The 24252-nt window shown below is 58.3% G+C and carries 23 protein-coding genes; 4 read left to right on the top strand and 19 right to left on the bottom strand.

What is annotated here, in order from left to right:
• Positions 1-185: 185 nt before the first annotated feature.
• Entirely contained in the window at positions 186-869 is a 684-nt protein-coding gene (locus DA915_RS14890; protein WP_192886534.1) for a GntR family transcriptional regulator, read from the bottom strand.
• Positions 870-1016: 147 nt separating this feature from the next.
• On the opposite strand from DA915_RS14890, the gene DA915_RS14885 reads away from it, so the two are divergent.
• On the top strand, positions 1017-1565 hold the full coding sequence (locus tag DA915_RS14885) for an NADPH-dependent FMN reductase (RefSeq protein WP_107676361.1): 549 nt from the start codon (positions 1017-1019) through the stop codon (positions 1563-1565).
• Positions 1566-1619: 54 nt separating this feature from the next.
• Here DA915_RS14885 and DA915_RS14880 read toward each other — a convergent pair whose 3' ends face one another.
• From DA915_RS14880 to DA915_RS14850, 7 genes are all read right to left on the bottom strand, one after another.
• Positions 1620-2147, bottom strand: a complete 528-nt coding sequence (locus tag DA915_RS14880) for a gamma carbonic anhydrase family protein (protein WP_107676360.1) — start codon at positions 2145-2147, stop codon at positions 1620-1622.
• A gap of 11 nt (positions 2148-2158) precedes the next feature.
• Positions 2159-3094 carry a hydroxymethylglutaryl-CoA lyase gene (locus DA915_RS14875; protein WP_107676359.1) on the bottom strand — a complete coding sequence of 312 codons (936 nt, stop codon included), beginning with the start codon at positions 3092-3094 and terminating at the stop codon, positions 2159-2161.
• 10 nt (positions 3095-3104) lie between these two features.
• A complete protein-coding gene (locus DA915_RS14870) occupies positions 3105-4424 on the bottom strand; it encodes a CaiB/BaiF CoA-transferase family protein (RefSeq protein ID WP_244600721.1) in 1320 nt (439 codons plus the stop codon).
• The gene (locus DA915_RS14865; protein WP_107676357.1) at positions 4363-5871 is read right to left on the bottom strand and encodes an aldehyde dehydrogenase; all 1509 of its coding nucleotides are present in this window, start codon (positions 5869-5871) and stop codon (positions 4363-4365) included. The genes DA915_RS14870 and DA915_RS14865 overlap by 62 nt, the downstream gene beginning before the upstream one ends.
• 16 nt (positions 5872-5887) lie before the next feature.
• Positions 5888-7588, bottom strand: coding sequence for a thiamine pyrophosphate-dependent enzyme (locus DA915_RS14860; RefSeq protein ID WP_202864241.1), 1701 nt, complete (start codon positions 7586-7588; stop codon positions 5888-5890).
• Between the two features lie 70 nt (positions 7589-7658).
• On the bottom strand, positions 7659-8636 hold the full coding sequence (locus tag DA915_RS14855; RefSeq protein WP_192886532.1) for a tripartite tricarboxylate transporter substrate binding protein: 978 nt from the start codon (positions 8634-8636) through the stop codon (positions 7659-7661).
• 305 nt (positions 8637-8941) lie between these two features.
• Complete coding sequence (locus tag DA915_RS14850) at positions 8942-9841, bottom strand: LysR family transcriptional regulator (RefSeq protein WP_153064559.1); 900 nt, start codon at positions 9839-9841, stop codon at positions 8942-8944.
• A gap of 113 nt (positions 9842-9954) precedes the next feature.
• Between DA915_RS14850 and DA915_RS14845 the strand changes: the two genes are divergently transcribed.
• Entirely contained in the window at positions 9955-11082 is a 1128-nt protein-coding gene (locus DA915_RS14845) for an ABC transporter substrate-binding protein (RefSeq protein WP_107676354.1), read from the top strand.
• A gap of 622 nt (positions 11083-11704) precedes the next feature.
• Positions 11705-12607 carry a MurR/RpiR family transcriptional regulator gene (locus tag DA915_RS14840; RefSeq protein ID WP_107676353.1) on the top strand — a complete coding sequence of 301 codons (903 nt, stop codon included), beginning with the start codon at positions 11705-11707 and terminating at the stop codon, positions 12605-12607.
• A gap of 21 nt (positions 12608-12628) precedes the next feature.
• Here DA915_RS14840 and DA915_RS14835 read toward each other — a convergent pair whose 3' ends face one another.
• The 7 genes from DA915_RS14835 to DA915_RS14805 all read right to left on the bottom strand — a co-directional run bounded on the left by DA915_RS14835 (position 12629) and on the right by DA915_RS14805 (position 19980).
• Positions 12629-13345, bottom strand: a complete 717-nt coding sequence (locus DA915_RS14835) for an aspartate/glutamate racemase family protein (protein WP_107676352.1) — start codon at positions 13343-13345, stop codon at positions 12629-12631.
• A gap of 31 nt (positions 13346-13376) precedes the next feature.
• Positions 13377-14282 carry an ABC transporter substrate-binding protein gene (locus DA915_RS14830; protein ID WP_107676351.1) on the bottom strand — a complete coding sequence of 302 codons (906 nt, stop codon included), beginning with the start codon at positions 14280-14282 and terminating at the stop codon, positions 13377-13379.
• Positions 14283-14287: 5 nt separating this feature from the next.
• Positions 14288-15448: an ABC transporter ATP-binding protein gene (locus tag DA915_RS14825; protein WP_107676350.1), complete on the bottom strand. Its 1161-nt coding sequence runs from the start codon at positions 15446-15448 to the stop codon at positions 14288-14290.
• Between the two features lie 3 nt (positions 15449-15451).
• Entirely contained in the window at positions 15452-16288 is an 837-nt protein-coding gene (locus DA915_RS14820) for a carbohydrate ABC transporter permease (protein WP_107676349.1), read from the bottom strand.
• Complete coding sequence (locus tag DA915_RS14815) at positions 16285-17190, bottom strand: carbohydrate ABC transporter permease (RefSeq protein ID WP_107676348.1); 906 nt, start codon at positions 17188-17190, stop codon at positions 16285-16287. Before DA915_RS14815 ends, DA915_RS14820 begins: the two co-directional genes overlap by 4 nt.
• Before the next feature lie 28 nt (positions 17191-17218).
• Complete coding sequence (locus DA915_RS14810) at positions 17219-18478, bottom strand: ABC transporter substrate-binding protein (RefSeq protein ID WP_107676347.1); 1260 nt, start codon at positions 18476-18478, stop codon at positions 17219-17221.
• Between the two features lie 65 nt (positions 18479-18543).
• Positions 18544-19980 (bottom strand): Xaa-Pro peptidase family protein, encoded by a 1437-nt coding sequence (locus DA915_RS14805; RefSeq protein WP_107676346.1) that lies wholly within the window; start codon positions 19978-19980, stop codon positions 18544-18546.
• A 40-nt stretch (positions 19981-20020) separates the two neighbouring features.
• On the opposite strand from DA915_RS14805, the gene DA915_RS28935 reads away from it, so the two are divergent.
• Positions 20021-20158: a hypothetical protein gene (locus DA915_RS28935; protein WP_192886531.1), complete on the top strand. Its 138-nt coding sequence runs from the start codon at positions 20021-20023 to the stop codon at positions 20156-20158.
• Positions 20159-20690: 532 nt separating this feature from the next.
• Here the strand turns inward: DA915_RS28935 and maiA are convergent.
• The 4 genes from maiA to DA915_RS14785 form a co-directional block, all read right to left on the bottom strand.
• Entirely contained in the window at positions 20691-21386 is a 696-nt protein-coding gene (gene maiA, locus DA915_RS14800; RefSeq protein ID WP_371412716.1) for a maleylacetoacetate isomerase, read from the bottom strand.
• 184 nt (positions 21387-21570) lie between these two features.
• The gene (locus tag DA915_RS14795) at positions 21571-22404 is read right to left on the bottom strand and encodes an ABC transporter permease (RefSeq protein WP_107676345.1); all 834 of its coding nucleotides are present in this window, start codon (positions 22402-22404) and stop codon (positions 21571-21573) included.
• Positions 22397-23215, bottom strand: coding sequence for an ABC transporter ATP-binding protein (locus tag DA915_RS14790; RefSeq protein WP_107676344.1), 819 nt, complete (start codon positions 23213-23215; stop codon positions 22397-22399). Before DA915_RS14790 ends, DA915_RS14795 begins: the two co-directional genes overlap by 8 nt.
• Entirely contained in the window at positions 23212-24252 is a 1041-nt protein-coding gene (locus DA915_RS14785) for an ABC transporter substrate-binding protein (RefSeq protein ID WP_107676343.1), read from the bottom strand. Before DA915_RS14785 ends, DA915_RS14790 begins: the two co-directional genes overlap by 4 nt.

The following is a 24252-nucleotide window of genomic DNA, read 5'->3' as shown; positions in this document are numbered from 1 at the left end:
GTCAGAGTCGTCGGCGACCCGAACTAGTCCAGATGAGAAGGCAACAATTCTTTGAGATCCGGGACCGGATCGCCAGATATCCGGACTTGGGGGGCGGGTGACGTCTTGCGGTACAAGCCGGTCGGAGCACGCAGGCTGTTCTGCGTAGTCATTCTGCCGTGATGGAGTTTTCGATTGCAGGATCGTCAGCCGACGACCTTGAGACCGCGCATGCGAAAGCCCTGCGCTTGCGACTTGATCGCGGACAAAAGCCTGTCACGGGAGTGAGCAACATGCTTTTCCATCATGATGACGGCCTCATCAGCTTTGCCGATTTCAATGAGATCAACGATCGTATTGTGCTCACGTGAGCCTAAATCATCCTTGTCTGCCTTCAAATCCAGCCAGCGTGCACGATAGACGACGCGCATTATGTCCTTCAGCGCGCGAATCGTGAACACGTTGCCGGCTATCCGGGCGAATTCGAGATGAAATTCCTCTGCTTTAGGTGCGCGGGCTTCCACCTCATGAGAGCTGGCCGACGATTCATGGGCAAGCGCTCTCAACCGGGCAATGTCGTCGGCGGTCGCGATTGCAGCCGCGGCACGAACCGCCGAACATTCAAGGAGCGCGCGAAACGCAAACGCCTGTTCAAGCTCGTCCAGTTCGATCGGGGCGACCGAATAACTACGATCTCCCTTGCGTACCAAACCCTCGCTCTCCAGCTTAACAAGCGCTGCACGGATGGGCGTTCTGGACGATTCCAGCAGGCTTTCCAGACTACGTTCCGCAAGGGCTTGGCCCGGAAGAAGCTCGAGCGATAGAATTGCCTTCTTCAGGCGTTCATATGTGATTATCGTTGCTGATTTCCCAGCGTCTTCGTCCTGCATGTGCATCCTCACGGTATCCATGAAGGAATACCGATATTTGCCTTGTACGTCAATTCTTTGACCTTTTCTTCGCGACTGCGATTTGGAGTTGCGAACCAAGTCGTTTATAATGTATACCAAAATGGTATCCGTAAACGGGAATATGTTATGAAGGTCGTTGGAATTTGCGGAAGCCTGCGCGAAGGCTCATTCAATATGATGGCGTTGAAAAACGCTCAAAAGCTAGCCCCTGAAGGTATGGAGATCTCGGTTGAGCCAATATCCGATATCCCGCTTTATAACGATGACGTCCGAAAAGGCGGGTTACCCACCTCGGTGGCACATCTCCGGCAGAAGATCGCCGAGGCTGATGCGGTTCTGCTTTCATCGCCCGAATATAACTACTCTGTCTCAGGCGTTCTGAAAAATACGCTCGACTGGGTATCACGCGCACCGGAGCCTCCGATGGAGGAAAAGCCGGTCGCGATCCTGGGTGCCAGCATTGGCATGCTCGGTACGGCTCGGGGCCAATATCACCTTCGCCAGATCCTCGTCTACATGAATTGCTTCACCCTCAACAAGCCGGAGGTCTTCATTGGTTTTGCTGAAAAGAAGTTCGACGAGAGCGGGGAATTGACCGATCCGGCGGCAATCAAGCTGATCACCGATCAACTGGTCGCGCTGAAGAAACTCAGCGAACGCCTTGCACACAGGTAAACGAAAACGGAGCCGGGCTATCCGGCTCCGTTCGTATTTCAGGACCGATATCGTTCAACCAATACGCTTCAGCGCCTTTGCGAAGTGGAGAGCCTTGTTGGCATAGCCTTCGGCGGATCTGCGCAACATCGCTTCCCCCTTTTCATCCACTTGGCGAATGATTTTTGCGGGCGAACCGACGACCAGCGAATTGTCCGGAATCTGTTCCTTCTCGCGCACCAGCGCACCCGCTCCGATGACGCAGTTGTTGCCGATAACCGCACCATTGAGAACGGTCGCGCCCATCCCGATCAGCGTATTGTTGCCGATGGTGCAGCCATGCACGATCGCGCCATGGCCGATGGTACATCCTTCGCCGATGGCGGCGGGATAGCCCGGATCCGAGTGAATGACGCAGTTTTCCTGAATATTGGTCCTGCGCCCCACGCTAATTGGCGTATTATCCCCGCGCACGACCGCGCCAAACCATATTCCGACCCCTTCGCCAAGCGATACGTCACCGATCACTACAGCCGTGTCTGCAACCCATGAGGTGCCTTCCGTCAATCGCGGAGATACGCCCTCAAGACTATAGATCGCCATTTCCCCGCTCCTTATTCGGCAGCCATGTCTTCCCCCGCGAAGCCCAGTGGAACGCCCGCCTGCGCCAACTTTCCGAACAGCGTTTGTCCAGGAAGAATGCGGCGGAGGACGGACTGGCTGGCGATGAGGGCATCAAGATCGATCTCGGTGTCGAGGCCCATGGATTCGAGCATATAGACCAGATCTTCCGTTGCGATATTGCCGCTCGCGCCCGGAGCGAACGGGCACCCGCCGAGGCCGCCGAGAGAGGCGTCGAAGGAGCGGATGCCAGCATCGAGCGCGGCGACTACGTTGGCGAGGCCCGTTCCGCGCGTGTCGTGGAAATGCGCGGATTTGCACTTTTCGCCGACGGCTGCCCGCACTTTGCTAAAAATCCGCTTCACCTGGGCGGGCGTCGCATAACCGACGGTGTCAGCAAGGCCGACCTCATCAGCTCCGGCTTCTACCGCCGCAACCGCGAGACGAACGACTTCGTCTTCCGAAACATTACCCTGAAGGGTGCAGCCGAATGCCGTGGCAATACCCGCTTCGAGATGGATATTCCAGTTCTGCTCTCGCCGCATCTGGGATACGCGACCAAGCTCTTCGACCATTTCATCCGGCGTCTTGCGTACATTCGACATGGAATGCGCGGCGCTTGCCGAAACCGGCATAACCACGACCTGCGCGCCTGCTTCGACCGCATTGACGGCGCCGCGAAGGTTCGGCGCAAGTGCGGCCACGGTGAGGTACTGCATATCGCGTGCCGCACGGACGACCTCGGCAGCATCCGCCATCTGAGGCAAGTTCTTCGCAGGCACGAACGACGCCACTTCGAAACGCTTCACGCCGCTTTTCGCCTCCGCCGAAAGCCATTCTAGCTTTTCGACGGTCGGAATCGTCATTGGCAGCATCTGCAGGCCGTCGCGTAAGCCAACTTCCACGACTTGAACTTTCTCTCTTGTCACATTCGTCTCCTCACGCCGACTGGGCTTTGCGTTGAACGCTACCTTCTCCGGAACGCTCGAGCGGCCTCTCGGCAACAATACCGTTGGCAATCATATTGCCGATTTCGCTGGCGCTGATGCCGTAGGAGCTCAACACATCACGGGTATGCGCACCAACGCCTGGCAACCCCTCGGTCGGGTTAAGCCGCTTGCCGTGGAACGTGATCGGCAACGCGGGGGTCCTGGCCGCGACGCCGTTTGGCAGTGTCAGGTCGATAAGCCCCCCGGACGCCAGAAGATGCGGATCCTGAAGCAATTCGCCGGGCCGGCGGACCGGTGCGAAAGGAAGTCCGATAGCTTCCAAACGCTCGATGAGCTGATTGGTCGGCAGGGCCGTCAGCATCGTGCGGACTTCCGGCAGCAGCCAGAAGCGTTGGGCGGAGCGATCATTATTACTCTGGAGGCGGGGGTCGGAAAGCCATTCCTGTCGGCCAAACTCGACGCAGAAATCATTCCATTGGCCATCCCCGATGATACCGACGAAGAGCTGCGTTCCATCCGTCATATCGAACAGGTCGTAAACCGGCCACGGCCTTTCCTTGACCGACCAAGGTTCCGAAACTTCGCCGGTCATCGCCTCGGCCAACATGGCTTGTGCCATCAGGAAGACGTTGTTCTCGAACAGAGAGGCTTGTACCTCCTGGCCCTTGCCGGTCTTCTCGCGTTCGCGGATCGCGGCCTGGATGGCAATGACACCGAACATGGCGCCCATGATGTCATTGACGGAGGCTCCCGCACGCATCGGCTTGCCTGGCAGGCCAGTCATATAGGCGAGGCCGCCCATCATCTGCACGACCTCGTCGAGTGCAGAGCGTTTGTCGTAAGGGCCAGGCAGAAAGCCCTTCAGGGAGCAATAGACGATCTTCTCGTTGATGTCCGAGAGGGTCTTGTACGAAAGGCCGAGACTTTCCATACGACCGGGCCGGAAATTCTCGATCACAATATCAGCACCGCCCACGAGTTGCTTCACCAGCTGGAGCCCCTCCGGACTTTTCATATCGACGGCGATACTCTTCTTGTTGCGGTTGAACGCAGCGAAGAAACCGGCAGCGAGACCCGATAGATGCCGGGTGCGGTCACCGCGTGGCATCGGCTCGATCTTAATGACTTCAGCACCGAGATCGGCCAGGATCAGCCCACAGCATGGCCCCATGACCATCTGGGTGAATTCGAGCACACGAAGTCCCGCGAGTGGCAAGTTTGTCATGTTAATCTCTCCGTAGACGAATTCATTGGTATCGAATGGTGACCGTTTTGGTTTCCAAGTAATGTTCAAGCCCTTCGCGGCCATGCTCACGTCCGAGACCGGATTGCTTCATCCCGCCGAAGGGAAGGTTGGCATCGAGAACGTTGTGGGTGTTGACCCAGACCGTGCCGGCCTTCAGCGCCCGTGACAGCCGCATGGTCCGGTTGAGGTCGGTACTCCAGATCGACGCCGCGAGCCCATAGGGCGTGTTGTTGGCGAGTTCGAGGGCATGGTCTTCATCCTCAAAAGGCATGGCGACGATGACGGGACCGAAGACTTCCTCTCGCACGATTTCCATATCCGGTGTTACGTTGCTGATGAGGGTAGGGGCCACGAAGTAGCCCCGCTCCGGGACCGCCCGGCGGCCGCTCGAGAGGCATGCGCCGTCCGACTCCGCGCGATTGATGAAGCCTTGAACACGGTCTCGCTGCCGGGCCGAGACCACCGGGTTCAGCTCCGCCGCCGGATCGAGGCCCGCGCCGAAGGCAAGGCTGTCTGCAACCTTTGCCAGCTTGTCTACAGTCTCATCGTAGATGCTGCGCTCGATCAGAACCCGTGTTGCGGCGGTGCAGACCTGTCCCTGGTTGAAGAACAGGCCGAGCCGTACCAGAAGCTGATCCTGATTATCCTGCATGTCGGAAAACAGGAGCATCGGCGACTTGCCGCCGAGTTCCAGAGTAAAGCGCTTCATGCTGTCTATGGCGTCGTGACCGATGATCTTGCCGACTTCGGTGGACCCGGTGAAGGCCAGCTTGTCGACGCCTGGATGCTTGGCAAGCGCAGCTCCTGCCACATGACCATAACCGGTCACGATGTTGACGACACCGGCTGGAAGCCCCGCCTCGATGCAAAGCTGTGCGAAACGCAGAGCCGTCAGCGGGGTTTCCTCGGAGGGTTTGACGACAATTGTGCAGCCGGCTGCCAGTGCGGTACCGACTTTCCAGACAAGCATCGAGAGAGGAAAGTTCCAGGGAATGATCGCACCCACGACGCCCACTGGTTCGCGGAGTGTATAGGTCATGTAGCGGCTGCCTTCCGGAGGCGCCTGGATGGAACTGTCCAGCGTATGGCCTTCAATCTTGGTTGCCCAGCCAGCCATATAGCGCAAGTAATCCACCGAAGCGCCGACCTCGATGGCGCGTGCGATGCCGATATTCTTGCCGTTATTGAGGGATTCGAGTTGCGCGAAGGTCTCGCCGTCGCGTTCGAGAAGATCCGCCAGCTTCTGGATCACGCGCTCGCGGTCCGCCGGGCGCATCCGCGACCACTCGCCTTTGAGGGCTGTTCTGGCGGCGGCCACGGCAGCATTGATCTCGATTTGCCCGCATGCAGGTATGGTGGTGATCGCAAGCCCGCTTGAGGGGTCGAACACCTCGATGCGCTCAACATCGGGAGTCGCCATGAACCCGCCGCCGACGAATATCTGCTGATCCTTTTTCAGGAAGGCGCGAGCACCGGGGTCAAGATGGATCAGTGTCTGTTCTAAGGTCATATCGTCTCCCACGCGTTCAACCACGGACTTTGGGCATCAAGATTAACGGCCAGGGACTTGGCATCACCCCGCACGGCACATGGACGAGGGTCGGGCGGCCGCTTTCAAACCCGGCCCGCACTGCCTTTTCCAGTTCGTCCGGGGTTTCGGCGCGTAGTCCCAACACCCCGAAGGCTTCTGCTAATTTGACAAAATCGGGGCTCTCCAGATCTGCTGCAATGACGCGGTTGCCATAGCGCTCCTGCTGGATGCGCTTGACGTTTCCGAACATCTTGTTGTCAAAGACGACAAAGACGACGGCGAGGTTGTGCTTGACGGCAGTCGCCAGCTCGCCGACTTGGTAGAGAAAACCTCCATCGCCGGCTATCGAAACGACGGCGCGGTCAGGCATAGCGGCCTTGGCGCCGAGTGCCGTTCCGACACCCCAGCCGAGATTGTCCTGATAGCCGGGCGAAAGAAACGTGCGCGGACCGTTGACGGGGAAGGCGAGGCGGCTGACGAAACCGACCTGCGTCACCTCGTCGACAAAAATGCCGTCCTTCGGCAGAGCAGCGCGAATTGCCTTGAGGAAGCCGACTTGCGGGGAAAGCTCCTCGAGTCTGCCGGCCAGCCACGCATTGTGCGCGGCCAGCTCGACAGCCCGGGAGGAGGGGGTGATAGCGAGATCGGAAAGCCGTTCAGCCAGCGCCGATGCATAGAGTGCGGCGTCTCCGACCAGTGCGACATCGGCCTTGCGGTAGCGATCCGGCTCCTGCGGGTCGATATCGATCCGGATGACCTTGAGATCATCTGAAACGCCCCACATGGACTGCTGCATATGAAGCCGTGTGCCAATCCCGATCACCACATCCGCTTCTGCCCAGAGTCGATGCGACACCGGCAGCCTGACTGAAAGACGGTGGTCTGAGGGGATGACACCCGTACCGCGGCGAAATCCTGCCACCGGCGCCTCAAGCAATTCCGCAAGAGCAGCAATCTCTGGTCCGGCATCCTGAGCTCCGCCTCCAACGACGATCAAAGGACGTTTGGCATCCGCCAGCATCGACGCAGCCCTGTCTACGGCTTCGTGATCGATAGGATAAGAGCGGACAGGGAAAGCAGGTTCATTAAGATCAACGGGCGCAAATTGTGCAAGAACATCCATCGCGCATTCCAGCACGACGGGACCTTGTTTGCCCGATGTCGCCTTCGCCAGCGCTTCGGCAATCACCGAAGGCGCCTGCTGCGGATGAGTGATCCGCATCGTAAACTTGCTGAAGCGGTCGGCTACGCCTAATTGATCACGCAGTTCGTGCAGATGTCCGTAGCCGCGGTCGATGTCAGTCTGGGGTATCTGGCCGATGATCGCGACAACCGGTGCGTTCATGCTGAAGGCAGTCAGTAACGCGGCGCATGCATTCAGAAAACCCGGCCCCGGTACGACGGAGCAGACCTGTGGCCTGCCGGTCGCGAGTGCCGCACCCAGGGCCATATAGGCTGCCGTTTGCTCATGTCTGGGATGGATGACACGAAGTGATACGGATTCTTTGTAAAAAGCGTCAAACAATGGATCGCTCTGCAGGCCTGGCAGCGCGTAAACTGTATCAATCCCGCGGCTTATCAGACTTTTCACGATGGCCTCCGCCGTCGTCATCCTCGGGGAATGGAGGCTTTTTGCGAATCCGCGGTCTTTATGTAGGGGCCAGGCTTTGGAGACGTTTTCCATAAAATGTTCCATTTCTACTCATGGGCCATAGAGCCACCTCTACGTCCACGGAGCCGTGTCGACGCAGAGGTGGTTGACGCAACTAGATACGCTCGATGTTTGCGTCCTTGACGACCTTCGTCCACTTCGCGACGTCCGCTTCCACTCGATTGTGGAACTGCTGAGAGGTTGAGGACATTGCGGTGGAGCCGAGGCCCTTGATGCGCGATATATTGGCCTCTTGTTTTACGACATCGGCGATGATGCCTTGCAGCTTCGCGACTATGTCTGCGGGTAGGCCCTTTGGTCCTGCGATGCCGTAGTAGGAGGTGACGTCGTATCCGGGTAAAACTTCGGCGATGGCGGGGACATCAGGAAGATCGGCATAGCGCTGGGGACTTGTAACCGCGATCGCCTTGATTTCCTTGGATTGGATCTGGGGGAAAACGGAGGCTGGCCCGTTAATCACAAAATCCAATCGCTTGGAGAGAAGGTCGACCATTGATTGGGCATTTTGCTTGTAGGGGACGTGTTGGAGTTTGATGCCTGCCTGCGACGCAAGAAGCTCCATCGCCAGGTGCAACGTTGTGCCAATCCCGGAAGACGCATAAGTGAAGGGCCGGTTTGCCTTTTTCGCTTGCTCGATCAAGTCCTTAGGATTGTTGACGGGATGATCCGGATACGTGGCGATGGTGAATGGCGTGCCGCCCGCAATCAGACTGATGAAGGTGAAGTCGTCGACAGTCTGGTAAGGCAGCTTGGCATAAACGGCTGCCGCAACGGCATGTGCTCCGGTAAGCATGATCAGCGAGTAGCCGTCAGGTTCAGCGCGCGCGATTTGGTCGGCGGCAGTCGTCCCACCGGCGCCGGGCCGGGGATCAACAATGAAGCTCTGCTTTATGTGGGCCGTCAGGCCTTCGGCTGCAACGCGTGCGATACCATCGCTATTGCCACCAGGTCCGAAACCGTGGGCCAAGGTCACTGCGCGCGCTGGCCATTCGGCCGCGCGAAGGATAGAAGGCAGCGCAAGGGACGCCGCCGCACCGGTGAGCAATGTTCTTCGCTTCAATTCAAATCTCATGAGTCTCATCCTCCCTGACAAAGTCTAATTGAGAGACGGCCAGTTGCCCTCCTCCACGATCGACGATCGGCCGTCATTCCGGGGTCTCAATGCAGCAAATAGGCAGAGGTGGTCCGGTATTCCGTATCTACAACCATTTTGGTATCCAATGCAAGATACCATTTTGTGATGCGCGTGACTTTCTACCACGCGATGGCATTTCCCATTCAGACGCCAGGGTAGAAAATGACAGACGGACACTGTCGTCGTGCGCAGCGGGGGAGGGAAAGTCGCTGAAACAGAGGCGACGTGAGGATGCAGGAAATCTAACCGACAAGAATGGATGCGCGCTGAAACAACCAGTTGGCAGCGACGCCAGATGGATGGCGGCTTGAGCGAATCAGATACATCTGCAGCGGCAAAGACCACCGGGCAGCCAGATCCACCGTGAAAGGAAGTTCCACCAGCCGCCCCGTGGAAAGATCGTCTTCGACGACGTGAAGCGGCATGTTTCCCCAGCCAAGACCGGCCAACAACATTTCGCGCTTTGCGCCAATGTCACTGGTGCGCCAGGACTGATCAGAGACGGCATTCAAAGCTCGGCTGGTACTCGTCTGGTCGCGGTCCAGCATGATTACCTGCCTGTGCCGCCGCGCCACCTCATAGGAGATCGGCTCGTTGATTTGCGCAAGCGGGTGAGTTCGGGCGGCGACGGCAACTCTCTTCACCTGGATCAGAGGAACAACAATGATTTCTGGATGCTTCAGCGCCATGGGGCCGGCAATCCCAAGTGCACTCAGACCGTTGATAACAGCGCTCAGCGGCGAGGTCATCGCATCGACAACGACCTCGAGGTCGACCGCGGGAAACTGTTCTGCAAAAGATGCGACTGCAGGGATAAGGGGCGCCATGGGCATCAAAGTATCGACGATGAGACTAACCTGGTTTTCGATGCCTCCGCGCAGATTGGCAGCCTTTGCTTGGAGGCGAGCAATATCGTGCACGACATCGCGTGCTACAGCCGCGAGAGCCAGGCCGTCGTCTGTCGGCGCAAGTGGTCTTGCTGCCCGATCAAACAGGAGGACGCCCAACTCACGCTCGAGCGACTGTATCGAGTAAGAAACAGCGGCCTGTGCCCGCCCGAGCGCGCGGGCCCCTGCAGAAAGGCCCCCGTGATCAATAACGGCAAGAAAGTCAATGAGTTGAGAGGTGGCCGGCACATCCATGATCAATCTATATCAAAATATTCGATGCTGAACAACGAAGTTTTCCCGACTTTTTCGAAGACGTGGGGCATGATACGCGCTGAACATCAAGAACAGTCAACAGGAGACATCTGATGTTCACCCGCCGCACAGTGGCCAAGTTTGCCGCTCTCGCCCCAATCCTGGCGTCGACCGCCCAAGCGGCGACCCCGGGCAAAGTGGCTGGGTCTGCCCCGGCATTGGAGGTCGAGACGCTATCGCTTGAAGAATTGCACAAGGCTGCACTCGCAGAAGGCGGCAAGCTGGTCGTCTACGGCGGCGGCGACATCCCCAATGGCGCAGCGGGCATGGAGCAAGCATTTGCCAAACGCTTCCCCGGAATGACGGCACGCATCCTGGTGGATCGCAGCAAATATCAGGGTGTCAGGATCGACAATCAACTCGATCTCGATGCATTGCAGTGCGACGTGGTGCACATTCTTGCCTGGCAATATTACGATCGCTGGAAGGCCGGTGGCGAGCTCATGGCCTACAAGCCGCTCGGCTGGGATGCCGTCTATCCTGACTTCAAGGATCCAGACGGCATGATCACCAGCGTTGCGATCTACGCCTTCAGCAGCCTCATCAACAAGTCAAAGCTCACCGAAAACGAAGCGCCTTATGATGCGGTTGATTTCCTGAACCCGAAGCTGAAGGGTCAGATCGCATTGACCTATCCGCAAGACGACGATTCCATCCTTTACCAGTTCGAGCGCATCGTGGCCAAGCACGGCTGGGACTATATCGAAAAGCTGATGAAGCAGGATATCTTGTGGAACCGTGGATCGGGGATAACGCGCCGGCGCGTCGAAAGTGGTGAGGCGGCTGTGTCCTTTACCACGTCCGGGCCGATTGTTGCTAACCCGAAGGGGCCGACCCAGTTTCTCCTTCCGAGGACTGAGCCGTTTCTCTCTTGGGCGCATCCTGGCGCAATCTTCAACCGCACTAAACGTCCTGCGGCCGCCAAGCTGTATATGTCCTGGTTACTCTCCGAGGAAATCCAGGGGACGAAGCGGTCCTGGTCGGTTCGGGAAGACATGGCGTCACCGGAAGGCATGGAGCCGATCTTTGCCTATAAGACCTATCCTATCCACTTCCGGGAGTTTCTGCGTGATCGCGCTCGTGCCGAAACGTTCCGGGATCAGCTCGAGCAATATATCGGACCGATGCAAGGCGAAAACCCAACGAAGGTCGAGGGGATATTTCCCGAAGGCAGGATTTGACAGATTGAAACGGAACAAGTTGGGGTGACCGCTGGGGTTGCCTCCATTCTATAGCGCCGGGGATGGCTGCTTGTGCGCACCGTGCACGAGTAAAATTCGAAAGGAGGTCTCCCCGTGCTTTGCGATATCGAGCAGCCACGACTTTGATTCGGTCGTGAACATCGTGGAACAACGCCTGCCACGCACCGAGATCACAGGCGTATTTGAAGCTGCGCGCCTTCCCGAGTAGAATAACCCTCCCGCAAGCATTTCGAAAACCATGTCGCGCGAGGACGCAAACTCAGTATTCAACACCACGAGCGCCTTTCGGCGGTGATTCGGATGGTGGAGGAGCTGAGGCGTTCGTCGAAGGACGAGTTTAATGCACACATTCAAGGGATGCTGATTGATCATAGCACAATTAATCGGTCGTTTTTGGGCTATGGAGACAATCGAGACGTGGCTTCCCCCGTTTTGTGAGCCCATTACAGACGGTGGACAACGGCCTTCAAGCGAGTTGGCAGATCGAGATAAACATCCCGTTCCTCCCCGACTCTTGTCGTGCCGCACATCGCTCAAGCTTGCGCGATCACCTGAGGCTGGCCTAACGTCTGCTTCATCGCATGCAGACGAAGGATGCCCCGTGAGTCCGTCCCGCAAATCGACAGCCCAGCAACGGCCGCGCTCCCTCGAGGCACGCATCTACGCGATCTATTCCACGCTGTCGCCCGCCGAAAAGCGGCTTGCCGACATCCTGCTGCAATACCAGATGGACCTGCCGAGCTACACGGCCGGCGAGCTTGCGGAAAAGGCGCAGGTGTCGAAAGCGACCGCGGCACGGCTGATCCGTTCTCTCGGTTATGCGACCTATCCTGATGCCAAGCGGCAGATCCGGGCCGACCAGCACTGGGGATCGCCCCGGGCAGGCCTGGAAGACCCCGATCGGGCGCCGTCAGGCAAGGTCACGCTGAGCAGCACGGTCCAGATGGATATCGACAATATTCGAACCACCGCCGAAAGCCTGTCCGAAACCACACTCAACGAGGTCAGCCAGGCGATCGTCGGCGCGCGTCGCCTGTGGATCATGGGTCTTCGCAGCGGTTACGGCCTGGCACTCCAGGCCGCCCATTATTTCACGCTGATGAAGAGCGACGTACAGGTGATCCCTGTCGGCGGAGGGAGCTATTCGCACGAGATCGCCTCCATCGCGAAGGGCGACGTGGTGCTCGTCATCGCATTCCGCCGACGCCCCAGGCTGCTGCCGACGATCATCAAGGAGGCGCGCACCGCAGGAGCGATAACGGTGCTGATTACCGATCTCAGCGCCGCGGCGAGCGCCAAGGCCGCCAACCATGTGCTGCGATGCCGGTGCCAGTCGCCCTCGCCCTTCAATTCCTTCGTCGCCGCCGTCACCATCATCAATTATCTCGCCTGGAGCGTATCGACGACGATGGGCGAGGCGAGCCTCGCCCGGTTCGAAAAGATCGACAGATTGGTGAAGCTGCTCGACGACGTATCGACCCCCCAGACCAGTATCGGCCGGTAGGCCCGCAAGGCGCGACGTCGGTCAGGAAAATTTTTCGAGCACGTGCAGACGCGTCGGCGATGCCCAGACACCGGACTTGGATGTGGTCAGTCCGCACCTGACCAGCGTCTCAGCAAGACCGACGGCCGCCGATACGCCGTCGACCACCGGAATGCCGTGCGTGCTCTGCAGGTCGAGCGCGAATTCCGCCATGCCGGCACAGCCGAGCGAAACGCCCTCGGCACCCATGGCCAGCCCCTGGCGAATGAAGTCCGAAATCCGCTCGAACGCGCCGCTTTGCGGATTTTCCAGCTCCAGCACCGGAATGTCGGTCGCAAAAACCCGGCGGCAGCGATGGCCGAAACCATAACGGTGAATATTGTCCTCGATGACTGGTGCCGAGCGGGAAAGCGTCGTCACAACACAGAAGCTGTGCGCGACAAGGCTGACGGCATGGAACGAAGCCTCGCCGATGCCGATCACGGGTTTGGTCGCGATCGCCCTTGCCGCATCCAGCCCGGTATCGTCGAAACATGCGATGATATGGGCGTCGGCGCCATCGCGTTCGGCGGCAACGATTTCCTTGAGCAGGCCAGGCACAGAAAGCGCCCCGTCGAAGGGACCTTCGATTGCTTCCGGGCCGGCTCCCGGCTGCCGGCCGACGATTTCCGTGTCACGGCCGGCAACGGCCCGCGCCGCAGCCGTGATGCGCTGGGTCATCGACGCAGTCGTATTGGGATTGATGACGGCAATGCGCATCGTCTCGGGTACTCCAGGGGTCAAGTTGGCGTCAGGCGCCTGCGAAGGCTTCTGTCGGGCGCGTGTCGATGAGATCGCCGTAAGCGATCGGCGCCTTTGTGAGATGGCCGCTGGCAATGCCCTGCTGCCAGCGAGCATAGGCGTCGGGATCGATCCTCGGCGTCGTCCACATGCCGTTGGCGCGATAGATATCGGTCAGTCCCACGAGCAGGTCCGGCGAGAATTTCGGGAATGTCCTTGCCAGGAAGTCGCGGTATCCCTCGGCTTCATTGGCCAGGATCCACGCCATGCCGCGACCGAGCGCCCTTGCGAACCGGGTCTGGGTGTCCAGCCGGGCATCGTCGCCCTCGCCTTCAGCGTAATAGACGCTCCACGGCACGTTGCCTCCGGTGATGGGGAGTTCGGCGACGACATGGACGCCGGTCTTCGATGCGAGCGTGACGGCGGACGGGTAATCGATCACCAGATAATCGCCCATGCCGCCCACGAAGAGGTCGGACAGCATCTTGCCGTCGAGATCCTGGATGAAATTGATCGTCAGCGGATCGACGTCGTTCTCGCGCAGCAAAAGCTTCGCGAACAGGCCGACGCTTGCGCCATTGCTGCCCTTCATCGAGATCGTCTTGCCGGGCACGGCCTGCCAGTCGAAATCCCCGGGCAGTTCGCGGCCGAGGATGGCCAGGGGCGCGCGGGCCGCGATCTGCGCGAACGGCGTATAGCGTTTTCCGCGGCCATGGAACATCGACGGGACCCAGATACCGCCAAGCGCAGCATCGGCCTTGTCCGAGCCGATGTCGCTGAGCACCAGATCCCAGGGAGAGGGAACGCTTGCGGTGACGCCTAGCCCCTCCTCCTCGAAGAACCCCTGCCAGACGGCGACATATTCAGGAAGGTAGTTGAGGCTGTGCCCGGTCGCCGAGACGTGGAAATTCTGCATGATGTTCACTCCTGGTCCAGGAAAATGCGATCGCCGTTGTCGATGTCGAACCACAGGACATCGTCTGCCTGATAATCCAGCGAACACAGTTCGCCGATCTTGACCTTCGGATTGCCCGAGACCCGGACGAAGACGAGGTCATGCTCCAGCAATCGCTGGTCCTTGTTTTCCTCGCCGGTCACCAGCCGGCAACCGATCACCGTCTCGGCGCCAAGGCGCTCGATCACCACCACCTGTGCAGGCAAGCGCCCTTCCCTGGCTGGGTGAAGGGAAAGCTTTTCGGGCCTGACCCCGAATGTCATGTGCCGTCTGGAGGGAAAAGGCGCTGCATGGTCGACCGCGAGCTTACCCGAAAGCTGGAGAGCGTTATTGCTGACCGAAGCCGGGATGAGGTTCATCGGGGGCGCGCCCACGAAACGCGCGACGAAGGTATTGGCGGGATGATCGTAGATCTCGTCAGGCGTATCGACCTGCTGGACGATGCCCTTGTTCATCACGATGATGCGCGTCGCCATGGTCATGGCCTCGACCTGGTCGTGCGTCACGTAGACGAAGGTCTTGCCGACCTTGTGATGCAGAGCCGAGATTTCCGAACGCATCTGCGTGCGCAACTTGGCATCCAGGTTGGAAAGCGGCTCGTCGAGCAGATAGAGGGCAGGATTGCGCACCAGCGCGCGGGCAAGCGCGACGCGCTGCCGCTGTCCACCCGACAGGCTCGCCGGGCGCCTGTCGAGCAGAGGCTCGAGCTCCAGCTGACGGGCGATGCTGAGCGTCCGCTCGGCGATATCCGCCCTCTTCATCAGCCTGTGGCGGGCGACGATATTGACGATCGGCAGATGGTACCACTTGCGAAATGCATCCATGACCAGCGGAAACGCGATGTTCTCGCGAACGGTCATATGCGGATAGAGCGCATAGGTCTGGAAGACGAAGGCGACGCCACGTTGTTTCGGCTCCCAATCGTTGGCGACAGCCCCGTCGAACAGCAGGTCCCCGGAGGTAATGTCGCTGAGGCCCGCGATCATACGCAGCAGCGTCGACTTTCCGCAGCCGGAGGGGCCGAGCAGGACCAGGAATTCGCCGTCATGGATGTCGGCGCTGAAGGCGTCTATCACGGTGTTGTCGCCAAAGGTCTTGGAAACATTCTTGAAGGTCAAGGCGGGCATGGATTATCCCTTCACGGCGCCAGCCGTCAGACCGGCCACGATCTTGCGCTGGATAAGAAGAAAAAAGACGATGGCGGGAAGGCTGAATACCAGGGCCGCGCCAAGCACGGCGGACATCGGAGTTTCATATTGCCCGACGAACGAGGCGAGACCGACACTTGCTGGCCACAGGGCCCGATCCATGAGGAAGGTTGAGGCAAACAGGAACTCGTTCCAGCCGGCAAAGAAGGACACTACCGCCGCCGCCGCGATGCTCGGCATGATCAGCGGCAGAATGATCATGGTCAGCACGCTGAACCGCGGGCAATTGTCGATGATCGCGGACTCCTCGATTTCATAGGGCACGGCATCCATTGCCCCCTTGAGGACGAAACACGCCACCGGCAGCGAGAACCCGACATTCGCCAGGATCAGGCCCCAGAGACTGTTCAGCAGGCCGAAGGTGATGAACATCGCATAGAGCGGAACCAGGATCAGCGCTTCGGGAACGACCTGCGTCATGAACAGCAGAAAGCCGACCAGGCCGCGCCCATGGAACTTGAAACGGCTCAGGGCATAACCGGCAAGTGCGCCGAGGGTCAGGCTCAGAATGGTGCCGCCCGAGGCGATCAGCAGCGTGTTGAACAGCCAGCGGCCGATCGGAACATTGCCGAGCTCGGTTACCAGATCCGGCAGATGTTGCATCTGCGGCCAGGCAACCTGGCCGGTTCCGTAAAGCTGGGAATTGACGTTGAGTGCCGTGGCCGCCATCCAGTAGACCGGGAAGCCGGCGAGTACGACCAGAATTCCGATCAGCGTATATCGCAGCGCCTTCATGGCGAGTTTTCGGGGTGTCATCATCGAGACATCCTCTTCATGCGGCGTTGTTCGACAGTGTAGTGGATGGCCGCCACCATCAGCGCCAGCGCGAGACCGACCGCGCCATAAGCGCTGGCCATCCCCAGTTCATGACCCTCGAACGCCGTCTGGCGGAGCTTGACGACGAGGGTACTGGTCGAGCCCAGCGGACCGCCGCCGGTCAGCAGGTAGATGATGTCGAATCGGCGAATGGACCACACGGCGACCAGAAGGGCTGCGAGCTGGATCGAGGGGCGGATATGCGGCAGTGTCACCGCACGGAAAGTGCTGATCCCATCTGCGCCATCGATCCTGGCGGCTTCGCGCACTTCCTGCGGCACCGATTGAAGGGCTGCCAGCACAACCAGCATGACGAACGGCGCGACCTGCCAGACAGTCACGGCAAGAACCGAGCCGAGCGCATAGTCGGTGCTGGTCAGCCATGAGAAGCGTCCGAGGCCGAGCAGTTCAGTGATGCGATTGAAGATGCCCGATCGTTCGTTATACATCCACAACCAGATCAGCGAGGCCGCCACACCGGGCACGGCCCAGCCGAACAGCAGGATTGCCCGAACGATCGCCCGTCCCTTGAAGGGACGATCGATGGCAAGTGCAGCAACGACACCGAGAGCAACACCGATAATGACGGTCAGGACGGTATAAGTCAGCGTTGCCTTCAAGGAGAGATAGAAGGCCGGATCTTCGATCAGCCGTTGATAATTGCCGAGGCCGATGAACCGGCCTCGGTTGGGATTGACTATCCTGGTGTTGGTCAGGCTCATGTACATCTGCCGCGACAGCGGCCAGAACATGAAGACCACCAGGTAGATCATGGGCGGAAGAATGAAGGCATAGGGCAGCAATCTGACCATGCCGCTCCTGTTTTTCAGGCCACTCGCGCTCACATCAGTCTCCCTTCTTGATGCGACGTTCTCAGAACTGCTTATCGATGGCTGACTGAGCTTCGGCGAGCGCCGTCTTCGGATCGGCATTCGCAAGGATGACCTTTTCGACGGCCTGCATCACGAAACGCATGATTTGTGCTGTTTCGACTTCATATCCCTTGATCAGCGTGCTGCGAGAGGCTTCGGCAAGCTTGACGAAGGTCGGCGCCCAGGGGTTGGCCTTGGAGTAGGCGTCGCTGACAGGCACGTCGGTTGCAAGCGCATCCGGACCCGATGCGTCACGCAGAGCCTGCTGACCGACGGGGCCGACTAGCCACTTGACGAAGGCGATCGCTTCCTTCTGGTGTTTACCGTGCGAGCTCACGCCGACAAAGATCTGCTGATGCGCGCCGGGGTTCTTGAACGGCATCGGAGCAGCATAAAGATCGCCGGACTGAAGGGCGCCCCCGGAGGCGATATTGAGCGTGCCGCCGGAATTGTCGATCGAGAAGGCCGCATGCTTTTCCTTGAAGCGCGTGCGCTGCGTCGGAAAGCTGTCGCCGATCGGCATGATGCCGGCGTCATAAGCCTTCTTGAAAGCCGTGATGGCGGCGACGGCTTCCGGCGTATTGATCGTCAGCTTGCCGTTTGCATCGACCCAGTTGACGCCATAGCCGTAGGCCCAGCTCTGGAAATCCATGAACCAGCCCGAAAAATCGTTGATCTGGTGGCGGGCGGTAAAGCCGATCACGCCCGGAGTTGCAGCGGATGCAGCCTTGGCGGAGGCGATGAGCTCATCCACCGTCGTCGGCACCTTCGCATTGGCGGCATCGATCAAGGGCTTGTTATAGATCAGGGCATAAACGGCGCGCTGCCAGGCGACGCCTAGGCGCTTGCCGTCGATCACGCCGTTTTCATTGCTCTTGTTCAGTTTGGCGCCGTCAGCTGCAGCCGAGAGGTCGACGAGGAAACCTGCATCCGCAATCGCGTAGAACAAGCCTTCCTGCATCATCGCCACATCCGGCCCCTGGCCTGCGCCCATTTCGGTCGTCAGCTTGTCGGCGAATTCCGCAGACGGAATGGCTTCCTGCTCAAGCGTGACGTTCGGATTGGTTTCCTGGTACTTGCTGACCGCTGCCCAGAGGTTCTTGCCGCGCAACGCATCAAGCCATTGGGAATTGGCCAGTTTCAGCGTGACCTTCTCGCTCGATTGGGCACGAGTTTCACCTGCACCGAGCCCGACGGTCAATGCAAGCGCCGCAACGGCTGCCGTAGCCAACAACTTTCGGCGACGAATCTTATCAAACATATCTGTTCTCCATCTGGTTTTTTATTTGGCGGTTTCTTATTGGCATTCACGGATCAGGCAGTGCGTCAGGAGCCCGCTTTCACACGATGCACTGCAAGTGGAGTATGGTGGCTGAGGTTTTCAGCCCCTGTATCGGTGACGAGATAGCAGTCGCCGACATTGCAGCCGGCGACCTCGGGCTCGAGCCATTGCGAGTGGAGGACGAAGGTCATGCCTTCTTCGAGCTTGTCGTGGTTGTTCGACTGGATGTTGTAATTGTTGAACTTCACCATCGAGACGGAATGTCCGACATTGGGATTGTGAGGACCGAGCGTCGCCGGATAGACATGCATCAGCTTGCGGCCCTGGCGCTCCCAATCTTCATCCACGACATGCTTGCGCGGGATCAGGCGCGGCTTGCCGTCGTCTTCGGACACCCAGTTATAGGGCATTGTCCGGCTGTCGTGGGACGAAAGGTAGCCGCGGGCGATGTAGGGTTCGAAGGAAGCGTTCGCGAGGTCGGAAATGATTGCGCCGGGCCTGATCAGCGCCGCTGCTTTCTGAACACCTTCGGTGCACATCTGCAGCACGTCTTCCTGTTTGTCGGTAATGTCGCCGACGGCGATCATGCGGGCGATCTGAGCCGTGTAGCCCTGATAGATCACCGCCGATATATAGAGATTGATGATGTCGCCGTTACGCACCACGTGGCCGTAAGGCTTGCCGCAATGGGTGCCGTATTGGTTGATGCCGATCTGGTAGCCGTCTCCGCTCTCCCCGCCTCGCGCCATCTGGGCATAGGTGAAGGCGGCGTAGATTTCATAATCGGTCACGCCGGGTTTTGTGACGTGGTAAGCGGCCTCTATGCCGATGCTGGCCAGCTGGGCCGCGGCACGCACCACCGCTTGCTCTCGCTTCGAACGCACCTTCTGCATGCGGTCGATGATCGGGCTTGCCTGCACGAACGAACTCTTCGGCAGACGTTTGCCAAGACCGTTCCAGTAACCGGCGGACGTCGCATCGCCGATCAGGCCAATCTGCGACGACGCAAAACCCTCGCGCTCCAGGAAAGAACCGACAGCCTCGACGACCTTGTCGACCGTCTTGCCGGGACGATTATAGGTCTCGCGACCCCAGGTGCCGACCTGCCAGATGTCTTCGACCAACACCGCCTCGCCGGCCGGCGGCAGCAGGACGGAACTGCTGAAGATGGAAAACAGCGTCAGCGGCTTGTCTTCGTCGGTTGGGACCACCAGCACGCCTTCGCGTGCCCAGTCGCACATATAGCGAAGGTATGAGTTGGAAACGCGATAGGAGCCGATGGAATCCGCATGAACAAGCATGACGTCATGCCCTGCGACGGTCGCCTCGCGCCGAATGCGGCGCAGTCTGTCGACGAACTCGCTCTCCGGAAGCGGATCGACCGGCTCGAACTCAAAACTCGGGCTGAAACCCTCCAGTAGACGCTCGAAACGCAACTCACTGCGTCGAAAGGGAAGGCTTGAATGGTGAAGGGTGCTCATCAGATTCTCTTTAGTCAATGCTGATGAGTTGAGGATATCAATGAAAAATAATTTGCATAGACAGCCAGACGACCAGTTTTCGCGCAAAATGCCGAGAATTCAGGCAAAAGGTAAAAACAGCCGACATTTCTTTGAAAAACAATCAGAAGCAAAAATCAACAAATATGCAAGCAATTGATAATCCGTAAAATATTGCCGAAATTGAAAATGGTCGCCCGGAAAAAAGCGTTATTTTCCCGAAATATCCGGCAACGACCCCCATTCTGGCGCCTACAAGTTAATCACCCGATGTACCGATTTTCAAAAAACGGCCGCGGCGAATATGAAAAGAAAGTTTCATATCCCTGCGTAAGGTTCTATTTTGAAAGGGAAAAGCGGTCGCCGATTTTACCGTCTGGCCGAAAAACATTTCAATTTTGCAGAACCTATTCAACGCTAGCCGATTGGCGCAAGCCAAAGGCTTGTTCCGGCATTAGCCCACTGAGCGAGTTCCGCGCTCGTTCGCCAGAAGGCCGTGCCCGAAACAAATATGACATCGCTGTCGGCTGCGTTAGAGCTATAGTCACCGAGCATCTTTTTTGCATTGCCGCAAGAGCAGGATCGGCAGATGCGGTTGATCGAAACGCGCATTGCTTGTCTCAAAATAACTCGAGTCGGCGGAACGATTTTGACCGCCGCGAAATTGACTGCGCCATTGTTCGCCAAGCGGCTTAGCCGCCATCGATGGTAACACTATTCTCAATGTTCGTTGCAAGCCAGCCATCAGGATTTGACGCATCTGGCTGCACCGCAGGATGCGCTGACCTGAAGGCGGGGTGGCCTTCGCACAGGATAGCGACGCGGGCTATATTGGGAAAAGTATCCATCGGTACTCCAAAACGGTGTGCCGCGTAGACCTGAGGTATGAGGAAGACCTCGGCAAGACCGGGCTCAGGCCCGAAGCAATATGCGGTGTCCTCGATGAGCGCTTCCACAGCGGTCAAGCCGTCTCCAATCCAGCGATGTATCCACCCATCCACTTGATCGTTCCGGCAGAGCAATTCCGTTCGAAGATAGTTCAGCACTGAGGAGTTGTGAAGTGGATGAATGTCGCATCCAATAATCGCTGCCGCGGCCCTGATATGCGCTCGCCGAACGGGATCTGTGGGCAGGAGGGGTGATGTTGGAAAGATCTCCTCGAGATATTCGATTATCGCCAAGGACTGCGTGAGCACGGTGCCGTCATCGAGAACCAGACTGGGCACGCGGCCTTGGGAATTTATCCGGCGATAAGCTTCTCCATTCTGTTCGCCTCCGTTGTTCACAAGGCTTACCGCCACTTGATTTACTCCGAGGCCTTTAAGAGCAAGAGCGATTCGCACGCGATATGAAGCCGTTGATCGCCAATAACTGTAAAGTGTCATCATCTACCGTGGTCCACAGGTTGTCACGCAAGCGTGGATTTTGAATCGACTGTTGGGATGAATCTTGAATTCACCAACCTAATCATTGTGATGTTGATTGCGAGGTGTGAACAGGCGCCGGTCCAGCGCCGAGAGGGAAACTCCAACGGCTTACGGAACGGCACTGCTCAATCAGCAAATGGGGGTATCAGCGCCGCCAACGAATGAAGTATCGCTCCAGGAGTGAGACAAAGCCAAACAATGCCATACCCATAAGGCTGAGCAGTGCGATCTGCGCGAAGACGCGACCGACCCGCAACTGGCTGGCAGCGACACGTACCAACTCGCCAAGACCTTCTCCGCCGCCCATGTACTCGCCGACAACAACACCGATGACACTCCAAACGGCGGCAAGCTTGAGACCTGCAAAAATGTAGGGCATCGCGAACGGCATCTGGAGCTTCAAGAGGCGCTGCCAACGGTTAGCCTCCAAAGAATCAAAAAGCATATCCATGTTCTTATCGGTCGCCGCCAAACCTGCTGCGGTGTTGATCGTAACCGGGAAGAATGAGATGAAGGCAGCCATCATAATCTTTGACTCTATACCAAAACCGAACCAAGCCACGAACAACGGCGCGAAGGCGACTTTCGGCATCGTGTTTATCGCGACCACGTATGGCATGACAGCTTTTTCGCCGAACGATGTCGCTCCGATCAACATACCGAGCGACAAGCCCACAACAACCGCCAGGGAAAAACCAAAGACGACTTCAACCAGAGTGGTCCACGTCGCCTTGGCTACATAACCGCCCGTGAACAGGTTCTTGAGCGTAAAGACCAAGTCTTCGAATACCAAGAACGGTCCCGGCAACACGAGTTCTGAAATGCCGCTGAAGCTCACCGCAAACTGCCAGACGGCAACCACTGCCGCTCCAAAGAGCAGGACAAGGAGCCATTGCGGCGTGCGTTCGATCAGCGTCTTACGCTCATTCTCGGCCAACGCAATCAAAGTCTCCGGCGACGCCGTTTGAACATCAGCCATGGGCCGTTCCTCCTTCTCCAAACAGCAGGTCGTGAATTTCGCGTACAAATTCATTGAAGCGGACCGTCGTGATCATGTTTGACGTCCGCGGACGCGGCAGGTCGATCTCGACGCGTTTAATGATACGGCCCGGCCGGGGTGACATCACAAATACCGCATCGGCGAGGAACACCGCCTCTTGTATGGAGTGGGTGACGATGATCGCTGTGGCATCACGGGACTGGCAGATACGCTCGAACTCGACGTTCATCTGCTCACGGGTGAATTCGTCCAGAGCCCCGAATGGCTCGTCGAGCAACAGGAGTTCAGGCTGCGTCACAAGCATTCGGCAAATGGCGGCGCGTTGTGCCATACCGCCCGATAATTCGGCGGGAACAGCGTTAGCAAACTCGGCCAAACCGGCCATATCAAGCAGTTGGGCAGCCCGATCTTTCGCAGCAGTGGCAGCTTTCCGACCGTCCCGTATCTCGATTGGCAGCAGGACATTGTCCAAAACGCTACGCCAGGGCAACAGCGTGGGCTGCTGAAACATGATGCCTATGTCTTCGTTCGGTCCGGCAAGCTTACGGTTCTTCATTCGTATCTCGCCACCCGTGGGCGGGATCAGGCCGGCTATCATCTTCAGAACCGTCGATTTACCGCAGCCACTAGCGCCGACAAGAGAGGCCATTTGGCCCCTGCTAAGATCAAAGGACACATCCTTGGCAGCATGAACGATGTCTGCCTGGCCTTGCCTTCTGGCGCGGCGATAATGCTTGTTGACGTTAGCAAGCTGCAGCAGTGGGGTTTCTTGTGACACTGACAGCATCATTTGTCTCCCAGATTTTCTACGAATTCATTTGTGTAGACGCCGGAGAGATCCTTAAGGGGCGCTTCCATCTCACCGGTACTCACTTGGCTATGCTGCCAGGCTTGCCAGCCGGCGTCGGGAAGATAGCCCAGCTTGTTGCCTTCCAGGGGTTGGTATTGCTTGATAACTGAGTCAAGCAAGGTCTTTGCGTATTCCGCGCGTTCGACTTCCTGCGGATTGAAGCTCTCCCCTGCTTTGAGGACGCCAGCGCGATTTTCCATGCCCCAAAGGGTCGCCTTGTGGACCGCTTTCGCAAACCCCGCGACCAGACCCGGCGACTCACGATATATTTCGCCACGGACGGCAAGTCCGTTTCCGAACAGCTGGAAGCCGGGCGGTGTAAGATCAAAGACCTTCACGCCACGGTCTTTCAAAACAGCGATGCCGGTGAACGAGGCTGCAAAAGCGGCAATAGTGTCTCGATCAAATGCAGTCACCGCCATTCCCTCTTGGCCAATGGTGACGAACTTGTAGTCGCCCATCTGAAGGCCAACGGATGCCAACGCATTCCGGGTAAAGGAGACTTCCGCGCCATCGGCTGTTGAAACGCCAATCTGCTTACCGCGGAGCTGCTCGGCCGATGTTATTCCATCGTTTTCATCCCCAGCCAGCATGAACAGGCCACGAGCAAAGAGGTTGTAGAAAAACTTGATGTCACCGCCTCGCGCCGCTGCATTGAGAACAGGGCCGGGACCAGGCGCGCCAAATTCCGCGCGGCCGGCGGCCATCGCCTGAAGAACAGCCCCAGATCCGTCGACGCTTTGAATGGAAACGTCCAATCCCTGTTCTGCAAAATAGCCCTGCTCTTTGGCGACCACTATCGGATACCAGGCCATCGCCGAAGAACCGGGCAGGACGATCGTCACCGGCTTGAGCTCCTGCGCTTGCGCCGAGCCGGAACCGAACGCGATCGCGGACACGACCAAACATCCGCTAAAGAAAGTCTGCCGCAGCCGTTTCAAGGCTCTTTGGGTTGTCAGTATAATTTCGTTACTCAT

It is taken from the genome of Agrobacterium sp. LAD9, from assembly GCF_003031125.1.
GTDB lineage: Bacteria > Pseudomonadota > Alphaproteobacteria > Rhizobiales > Rhizobiaceae > Agrobacterium > Agrobacterium radiobacter.
This window is presented reverse-complemented; position numbering and strand designations above follow the sequence as displayed.

Coding starts and splice junctions, on each gene's coding strand:
- DA915_RS14890 (WP_192886534.1), bottom strand. CDS start 869: ATGCAGGACGAAGACGCTGGGAAATCAGCAACGATAATCACATATGAA.
- DA915_RS14885 (WP_107676361.1), top strand. CDS start 1,017: ATGAAGGTCGTTGGAATTTGCGGAAGCCTGCGCGAAGGCTCATTCAAT.
- DA915_RS14880 (WP_107676360.1), bottom strand. CDS start 2,147: ATGGCGATCTATAGTCTTGAGGGCGTATCTCCGCGATTGACGGAAGGC.
- DA915_RS14870 (WP_244600721.1), bottom strand. CDS start 4,424: ATGGCCGCGAAGGGCTTGAACATTACTTGGAAACCAAAACGGTCACCA.
- DA915_RS14865 (WP_107676357.1), bottom strand. CDS start 5,871: ATGACCTTAGAACAGACACTGATCCATCTTGACCCCGGTGCTCGCGCC.
- DA915_RS14860 (WP_202864241.1), bottom strand. CDS start 7,588: ATGGAACATTTTATGGAAAACGTCTCCAAAGCCTGGCCCCTACATAAA.
- DA915_RS14855 (WP_192886532.1), bottom strand. CDS start 8,636: ATGAGATTTGAATTGAAGCGAAGAACATTGCTCACCGGTGCGGCGGCG.
- DA915_RS14850 (WP_153064559.1), bottom strand. CDS start 9,841: ATGGATGTGCCGGCCACCTCTCAACTCATTGACTTTCTTGCCGTTATT.
- DA915_RS14845 (WP_107676354.1), top strand. CDS start 9,955: ATGTTCACCCGCCGCACAGTGGCCAAGTTTGCCGCTCTCGCCCCAATC.
- DA915_RS14835 (WP_107676352.1), bottom strand. CDS start 13,345: ATGCGCATTGCCGTCATCAATCCCAATACGACTGCGTCGATGACCCAG.
- DA915_RS14830 (WP_107676351.1), bottom strand. CDS start 14,282: ATGCAGAATTTCCACGTCTCGGCGACCGGGCACAGCCTCAACTACCTT.
- DA915_RS14825 (WP_107676350.1), bottom strand. CDS start 15,448: ATGCCCGCCTTGACCTTCAAGAATGTTTCCAAGACCTTTGGCGACAAC.
- DA915_RS14820 (WP_107676349.1), bottom strand. CDS start 16,288: ATGATGACACCCCGAAAACTCGCCATGAAGGCGCTGCGATATACGCTG.
- DA915_RS14810 (WP_107676347.1), bottom strand. CDS start 18,478: ATGTTTGATAAGATTCGTCGCCGAAAGTTGTTGGCTACGGCAGCCGTT.
- DA915_RS14805 (WP_107676346.1), bottom strand. CDS start 19,980: ATGAGCACCCTTCACCATTCAAGCCTTCCCTTTCGACGCAGTGAGTTG.
- DA915_RS28935 (WP_192886531.1), top strand. CDS start 20,021: ATGAAAAATAATTTGCATAGACAGCCAGACGACCAGTTTTCGCGCAAA.
- maiA (WP_371412716.1), bottom strand. CDS start 21,386: ATGATGACACTTTACAGTTATTGGCGATCAACGGCTTCATATCGCGTG.
- DA915_RS14795 (WP_107676345.1), bottom strand. CDS start 22,404: ATGGCTGATGTTCAAACGGCGTCGCCGGAGACTTTGATTGCGTTGGCC.
- DA915_RS14790 (WP_107676344.1), bottom strand. CDS start 23,215: ATGATGCTGTCAGTGTCACAAGAAACCCCACTGCTGCAGCTTGCTAAC.
- DA915_RS14785 (WP_107676343.1), bottom strand. CDS start 24,252: ATGAGTAACGAAATTATACTGACAACCCAAAGAGCCTTGAAACGGCTG.